This is a genomic window from Vineibacter terrae (assembly GCF_008039615.1).
GTDB classification, from domain to species: domain Bacteria; phylum Pseudomonadota; class Alphaproteobacteria; order Reyranellales; family Reyranellaceae; genus Vineibacter; species Vineibacter terrae.
On the sequence record NZ_VDUZ01000099.1, the window covers coordinates 1 to 6854 of the forward strand.

The 6854-nt window shown below is 67.7% G+C and carries 7 protein-coding genes and 1 pseudogene; 1 reads left to right on the forward strand and 7 read right to left on the reverse strand.

The window, feature by feature from the left end; all coding sequences use genetic code 11:
* Positions 1-122: 122 nt before the first annotated feature.
* From FHP25_RS40220 to FHP25_RS40240, 7 genes and pseudogenes are all read right to left on the reverse strand, one after another.
* Complete coding sequence (locus FHP25_RS40220; protein ID WP_147852645.1) at positions 123-1043, reverse strand: carbohydrate ABC transporter permease; 921 nt, start codon at positions 1041-1043, stop codon at positions 123-125.
* A gap of 227 nt (positions 1044-1270) precedes the next feature.
* On the reverse strand, positions 1271-2524 hold the full coding sequence (locus tag FHP25_RS40225) for an ABC transporter substrate-binding protein (protein ID WP_147852646.1): 1254 nt from the start codon (positions 2522-2524) through the stop codon (positions 1271-1273).
* 88 nt (positions 2525-2612) lie between these two features.
* Positions 2613-3284 (reverse strand): Gfo/Idh/MocA family protein, encoded by a 672-nt coding sequence (locus FHP25_RS40230; protein WP_269434427.1) that lies wholly within the window; start codon positions 3282-3284, stop codon positions 2613-2615.
* A pseudogene (locus FHP25_RS42375) lies at positions 3279-3473 on the reverse strand (Gfo/Idh/MocA family protein); the annotation flags it as partial. The gene FHP25_RS40230 and the pseudogene FHP25_RS42375, both read right to left, overlap by 6 nt.
* A gap of 18 nt (positions 3474-3491) precedes the next feature.
* A complete protein-coding gene (locus FHP25_RS41220; RefSeq protein WP_178134147.1) occupies positions 3492-3638 on the reverse strand; it encodes a hypothetical protein in 147 nt (48 codons plus the stop codon).
* Entirely contained in the window at positions 3635-4477 is an 843-nt protein-coding gene (locus tag FHP25_RS40235; protein WP_147852648.1) for a sugar phosphate isomerase family, read from the reverse strand. Before FHP25_RS40235 ends, FHP25_RS41220 begins: the two co-directional genes overlap by 4 nt.
* Positions 4474-5562, reverse strand: coding sequence for an ABC transporter ATP-binding protein (locus FHP25_RS40240; protein ID WP_147852649.1), 1089 nt, complete (start codon positions 5560-5562; stop codon positions 4474-4476). The genes FHP25_RS40235 and FHP25_RS40240 overlap by 4 nt, the downstream gene beginning before the upstream one ends.
* A 137-nt stretch (positions 5563-5699) precedes the next feature.
* Between FHP25_RS40240 and FHP25_RS40245 the strand changes: the two genes are divergently transcribed.
* Positions 5700-6704: an LLM class flavin-dependent oxidoreductase gene (locus FHP25_RS40245; protein WP_178134148.1), complete on the forward strand. Its 1005-nt coding sequence runs from the start codon at positions 5700-5702 to the stop codon at positions 6702-6704.
* Positions 6705-6854: the final 150 nt, after the last annotated feature.

Sequence of the window (6854 nt, forward strand, 5' to 3'; positions counted from 1 at the left end):
CAAAAAATCGGTCTGACGATCAACTTGGCGGAAATTACTCATCACAACCACGCTGGCTCGAGCCAATATCAACCCTCGATAATGAATCTCATTCCAGCTCTCGGCTCAAGTCCGACAGGCTGCTAGTCCCGCTCGATGGCGCCGGCATTGCCGCCGGCAGCCCGGTTCGCGAGATAGGTCAGCACCAGCAGCAGCGCGAACTGCACGACGGTGAGCGCCGCGGCGTAGTCGAACTTGGTCTGGCCGAAGCCCGACTTGTAGATGTAGGTGATCAGCAGCTCGGTCGCATGGCCGGGGCCGCCGTTGGTCATGATGTACACCAGGTCGAAGCTGGTGAACGAATTGAGGATGCCGACCACGATGCAGAGGAACAGCGACGGCCGCAGCATGGGCAGGGTGATGCGCCAGAAGCGTGCCCGGCGGGGCACGCCGTCGATCGCCGCGACCTCATAGAGGTGCTGCGGGATGCTCTGCAGCCCGGTGAGCAGGATGATCATGTAGAAGCCCAGCACCTGCCAGATCTCGGCCAGGATCACTGACGGCAGCGCCCAGTCGAAGCTCTGCAGGAACGGCACCGGCTGCTCGACGATACCGGCCGACCGCAGGGCGTAGTTCAGGATGCCGCCGCGCTCGTCGTAGATCCAGCGCCAGATGATGCCGACAGCCACGGTCATCAACGGATAGGATAGGAAGACGATCGTGCGGTAGACCGCCGCGCCCTTGAGGTCGCTGTTGACCAGCAGCGCGATGCCCAGCGCCGCGGCTATGGCGATGGGCGATGCGGCAATGAAGATGGCGGTGTTGCCCAGCGCCTGCCAGAAGACGTCGTCGTAGAGCAGCATCTCCTCGTAGTGGTCCAAACCGGCCCAGGTCGCCGGCTTCAACGGCGACCAGTACTGGAACGACAGCAGCACGTTCCAGCCCAGCGGCAGCAGGCGGTAGAGGAAGAAGATCGCCAGCGACGGCAGCAGGAAGCAGGCGACGAGCAACAGCTCGCGCGTCCGCTTGCGGCGATGCCAGGCGACAGCGGCGCTGCGGATCACGGGGCGAACCGCCCAGCCCGGGGCGGGCAGCCGGTTCCGTTCCCTGTCGTCCTGAGCGAAGCGAAGGACCTTGCGGTCTTGCGGTCAGTCCATGGCGGCACCAGAAAGTCACCGGCGCTGCCGTTCCTCGGCCGGACTACCGCAAGGTCCTTCGCTTCGCTCAGGACGACAGGAACGTCACAGCTGCGACACATGCGTTGGCCGCCCACCCCAACCAGAACTGCACCTCACGCCCGCTTCAGCTCGCGCTCGACCTTGCGGTCGGCGTCGGCCAGCGCCGCCTTGGCGTCCTTGCGTCCCAGCAGGACGTTCTGCAGCTCGGGCCAGAAGGCTTCCTTCACCCGGCTGTCGTTGCCCAGGCGCCAGTTGCCGACCATCTTGTCGGTGTGCTCGAGCTGGGTCTTGAGCACGCTGTGCACCAGCGGATCGGTCTTGGCTAGGGCCGCCAGGCTTGCGGTGTCGACGCCGGCGTTGCCGGTGATCAGCTTGCGTCGGGTGGCGAGCTCGCCGGCCTGGTCGTCGGCGGTGATGAACTTCAGGAAGTCCCAGGCCAGCTCGGGGTTCTTCGATCCCTTGGATATGCCCAGCCCATGCGAGTTGGGCGTCGCGTAGTTGCCCGGCATATGGGCGACCCCCAGGGTGTCGGGCGTCACCCACGAGCCCTGGCCCTTGAAGAAGAAATAGGCGGGCGAATGGGCATGCAGCATGCCGACCTTGCCGGTCGCGAAGGCGCCGTTGGGCTCGACCCAGCGTCCGGTCCACGAGATCTTGTTGATGGCGCCGGCAGCCGTCGCCTTGGCCAGCCGCTCGACGACGCCGGCCGCGACGGGCGTGTTGAAGGTCGGCTTCTTCAGGTCCTGCGACAGCAGCTCGATGCCGTTCATCGCGAAGAGCGGCCAATACAGCCAGTCGAAGTTCAATGTCAGGAAGCCGCTGTCATCGCCCTTGGTGATCCGGGCGGCAGCGTCGAGGATCTCGTCGAAGCTGCGTGGCGCGCCCGACAGGCCGGCAGCGCTGAACAGCGTCTTGTTATAGAACAGCAGCGTCTTGGTGATGTAGAAGGGCAGCATGAAGTTGCGCCCCTCGAGCGTCCAGTTGGCTAGGTAGTCCTGGTTGAAGCGGCTCTTGATGGCGGATTCGGCGGCCAGATAGCTCGTCAGGTCGAGCAGCGCGCCTTGGGCGGCATACTCCAGGCCCAGCGCCCCTTGGGTGTTGATCACGTCGGGCGGCGTGCCGGCGGTGAGCTGGGTCTGGTAGAAGGCCGGGATCTCCGGGCCCTTCTTGTCGAGCCACTCGACGTCGACGCCGGGGCGGGAGGCCTTGAAGCGCGCGATCCAGCCGTTGATCAGCTCGGCCTGGTCGATGATGTTCCAGGTGAGGAAGCTGATCTTCTTGGCCTGTGCGATTGCCGGCGCCGGCAGCCCAGCGGCAGTGGCGAGCGCTGCCCCCGTCCTCAGCACGGTGCGTCGTGTCAGTGTCATGATCTCCCTCCCTGGCGGAGGGCGTGTCACACGATGCCGGCTCGCGGATCGGCGCCGCCCTCTTTGGCAAAAATCATAGGCTCGCCGTCTACAGCTCGTCGACCGCGATCTCGCGCCCCTCGCGCGCCGAGCGCTCCGCCGCCAGGCACAGCAGCACGGCCGCACGACCTTCGCGGGCCGAGACGATGGGCCTGCCGCTGCGGAACGCCTCGACGGCCGCGACAGCCTGCGCCTCCAGCTCGAACACCTCGCCGGAGCGCTCGATGGCGATCGCCTCGTCCTGCTCGGCGCCGGCGCGCTTGACGCGCAGCGAGGCCACCGGCTCGAAGGTGCGATCCATCACACCCGACCACAGCGCGCGGATCGCGCCCGTGGCGCCCACCACCTCGACGGTCTGGTGATGTTCGAAGCCGGCCAGGATCTGGTTGATCGACGCCGTGACGCCGCCGGGGAAGCGCATCGACACCGAGAGCGAGCGCGACATGGCGGCATCGCCGGTGCCGAACGCGACGATCGACGTCGGGCGGCCGATCTCGGTGAGATACCAGAGTATGACGTCGAAGAAGTGGATCGGCTCCTCGAGTATCCACGATCCGACGCGCGCGCGGTCGTAGCGCCAGCCGCCCGACCCCTGGCGATAGGGAAACCGGAAAAGGGTCACATGCACGTGCTCGGGCCGCCCGATCGCCGCTTCGTCGATCAGTGATTTGATGCGCCCCCATTGCGGCGACAGGCGTTGCTCATGGCCCACGGTCAGCACCCGTCCGCAGCGCTCGGCGGCGGTGACGATGCGGTCGCAGTCGGCGTGCGTCGTGGCCATCGGCTTTTCCAGCAACACATGCTTGCCGGCCTCCAGCGCCGCGACGGCGATGTCGGCGTGGAGGTGATTGGGCGTGGCGATCGCGACCGCCTCGATCGCCGGGTCGCCGAGCACGGCCCGCCAGTCGCGCGCGACCCTGGCCTGCGGCTAATCCTGCGCCGCGGCGGTGGCATTGGCATCACCCTGGGCGACGATGGCGGCCAGATCGGCATTGTGCGCCTTGGCGATCGAGCGGGCGTGGAAGCGCCCCCAGGCGCCGTAGCCGATCAGGGCGAAGGGCATGGCTTGGCTCATCTCAGCTCCGGCTCCGGCAGTTGGGCGACGTCGCGGGTGATCGTGACCACGACATCGGGGTGACGCTGCAGCAGCGAGGCGGGGACAGCCGGCGTGACCGGGCCGTGCAGCAGCTTGCGCACGATGGCGCAATGCCACGTGCGGTTCATGAAGATGCGGACCTGCCGCGATGCCAGGATCTCCGCCATCCCCACCGTGACGGCCAGACGCGGGATGCGGTCGATGTTGCCGCGCGCGGCGGTGACCGCGTTGATGGTTAACGTCTCGCGGCTCAGCCGCACCACCCGGGTCGGCAGGGCGGCAAAGGAGTCGAGATCCATCCCGTCACCGGGCTCGGGTGGGTCATTGAAAGCCAGATGCCCGGTGATGCCGACGCCACCGAATGCCACGTCGACACCGCCCAGCCGTGCGATCAGCGCCGTTGTCGCCTCGGGCCGGCGCGGATCCGGGAAGTGGCGATGGCTGGCGGGTGGTGCCAGGGCCGGATCAAGCCGGTCCCAGAGATGGCGCTGCATGTGGCCGCGGAAGCTCAGCGGATCATCCGGCGCGATGAAATCCCGCCCGTCGGGGCTCAGGTACTCGTCCATGTTGATGAGCACGAGATCGGCCAGGGACAGGCGGGCCTCGTTGGCGTAAGCGGCCAGGCGCTCGAACTGGCCGACCGGTCCCACCGGCACGATGAAGACCACCTGCGGCCGCCCGGCCGCCTTGGCCGCCCGATACGCCGTGATCATCGATTGCGCGAAGGCCGCGGCCAGCGCGTCGGCATCATCGACGATGGCCAGCCGGCAGGGGCTGCCGCGGCCCAGATCCTCGGGGCGGATGGCCAGGGCGTTCATGGTCCCAGCCGCTGCTCGCTGGCGCGGTCGAACAGATGGATGTTGCCGGGCGCGACCCGCACCTTGACCGGCGCGCCGGTGCTGCGCACGGTCCGCGGCGGCAGCCGCGCCTGCACATCGTGATCGCCGACGGTGAAGGCGACCATGACGTCCGATCCGAGCGGCTCGACAACGGAGGCAGGGCCGGCAAGGACGCCACCGCTGTCGTCGTGCGGCGCCCATTCCAGGTGCTCCGGACGCAGGCCGACATAGACGTCGCGGCTCGGTGCGCTGTCGGCCTGCGCCGGTTCCAGCGGCAAGCGGGCGCCACCCGGCAGCACGGCGACGCAATGGCCGTCCTGGCGCTCCAGCCGGCTGGGCAGCAGGTTCATCGGCGCGATGCCGATGAAGCCGGCGACGAACGTGGTCTGCGGCCGGTCGTAGATCTCCTCGGGCGTGCCGACCTGCAGCACGACACCGCTGTTGAGAACCACGATGCGGTCCGCAAGCGTCATCGCTTCCACCTGGTCATGGGTCACGAAAACCGTCGTGGTGCGGACGCGCTCGCGCAGCTTCTTGATTTCGGTGCGCATCTGGATCCGCAGCTTGGCGTCGAGATTGCTGAGCGGCTCGTCGAACAGGAACACCTTGGGCTTGCGCACGATCGCACGGCCCATGGCCACGCGCTGGCGCTGGCCGCCGGAGAGCTGGCGTGGCTTGCGCTCGAGCAGGGGGCCGATGTCGAGGATGCGGGCGGCCTCCTCGACGCGACGGCGGATCTCGTTCTTGTCGACGCCGCGGTAGCGCAGCGAGAAGGCCATGTTCTCGAAGACGCTCATATGCGGGTAGAGCGCATAGTCCTGGAAGACCATGGCGATGTCGCGGTCCTTGGGCTCCTTGTCGTTGACCACGGCGCCGTCGATCGCGATCTCGCCCGAGCTGTTGTCCTCCAGCCCGGCCAGCATGCGCAGGATCGTGCTCTTGCCGCAACCTGACGGCCCTACCAGAACGACAAACTCCTCGTCCCGGATCTCCAGGTCGACGCCGTGCACGACCTCGTGGGGGCCGTACGATTTTCGCAAGGCGCGCAGGCTGACGACGGCCATGGCGGCTCCGCGGTTGCCGATGGCGAAGCTTTGCAAAGACGGAGGCCATGGGCAACCCGCACGCTCGGCCCTTGCCTGTTGCGCGCCGGCCGCCGCAGACTGGCCGCGGCATGGCCACCATCGCGAGGAGCGGGGCAATGAAGATCGGCCTTTACATGGCGACGCAGTGGCGCGAGGGCGCCGATCTGGGGCCTGAGCTGGCCAATCTGATCGAGCAGGTGAGGGCGGCAAAGGCCAACGGTTTCGCATCGCTGATGGTCGGGCAGCATTTCCTGTCGCGCCCGCTGCAGATGTTCCAGGCGATGCCCCTGCTGGCGCGCCTGGCGACCGAGGCGGAGGGCATGCTGCTGGGGCCGGGCCTGCTGCTGCTGCCGCTGCTCAATCCGGTGGTTGTCGCCGAGGAGGCGGCCACCATGGACTGGCTCACCGGCGGCAATTTCGTGCTCGGCCTCGGGCTGGGCTACCGCCATGAGGAGTTCGATTCCATCGGCGTGCCGTTCAATGAGCGGGTGCCGCGCTTCATCGAAGGCATCGAGGTGATCCGCAAGCTGTGGCGCGATCCGGTGGTGGAGCACCAGGGACGCTTCCATCGGCTTGGTGGTGTCCAGGCCAGCCTCAAGCCCCGGCGGCCGGGTGGACCGCCGCTATGGCTGGCGGGTGACGTCGAGGTCGCCGTCAAGCGCGCCGCGCGGCTGGGCGATGCCTGGATGCCGTCGCCGATGGTGAGCCGCGAGGCGGCCGGGCGCCTGGGCGCGCTCTTCCAGGAGGCGCGGGCGACCGCGCGCCTGCCGCCGGCAAGCGAATTTCCCGCCATCCGCGAGTGCCATGTCGGCAGCGGCACCGGCCGCGCGCTCGACGAGGTGCGCGAGCCGCTGGCCTTCAAGTACGAATCATACGCAAGCTGGGGCGGCGACAGCGGCTTCGTGCCGGCCGACCGTATCCGCCAGGACTTCGACCGGTTCGCAGCTGACCGTTTCCTGATCGGCTCGCAGAGCGAGGTGGTCGAGCAGATCGAGCATTACCGCGAGACAACCGCGATCAACCATATCCTGGCGCGCGTGCAATGGCCGGGCCTGGACCAGAAGACGACGTTGCGCACCATCGACCGCCTGGGCGGTGTGATCGCCAGGCTGCGCCGGTAGGTGCTGGCCAAGATGCCCTGTGGTCGGGCCAGGAGGATCGGCATCGCAGTCCAGGAGACAGGCGATGACCGAGGTGAAGATCGGCGCGGCGAGAGTGAGCCGCATCGAGGAGAGCTACGAGCCGAATTTCGAGGCGGCGAAATTCTTTGC

Coding starts and splice junctions, on each gene's coding strand:
- FHP25_RS41220 (WP_178134147.1), bottom strand. CDS start 3,638: ATGAGCCAAGCCATGCCCTTCGCCCTGATCGGCTACGGCGCCTGGGGG.
- FHP25_RS40245 (WP_178134148.1), top strand. CDS start 5,700: ATGAAGATCGGCCTTTACATGGCGACGCAGTGGCGCGAGGGCGCCGAT.
- FHP25_RS40225 (WP_147852646.1), bottom strand. CDS start 2,524: ATGACACTGACACGACGCACCGTGCTGAGGACGGGGGCAGCGCTCGCC.
- FHP25_RS40240 (WP_147852649.1), bottom strand. CDS start 5,562: ATGGCCGTCGTCAGCCTGCGCGCCTTGCGAAAATCGTACGGCCCCCAC.
- FHP25_RS40235 (WP_147852648.1), bottom strand. CDS start 4,477: ATGAACGCCCTGGCCATCCGCCCCGAGGATCTGGGCCGCGGCAGCCCC.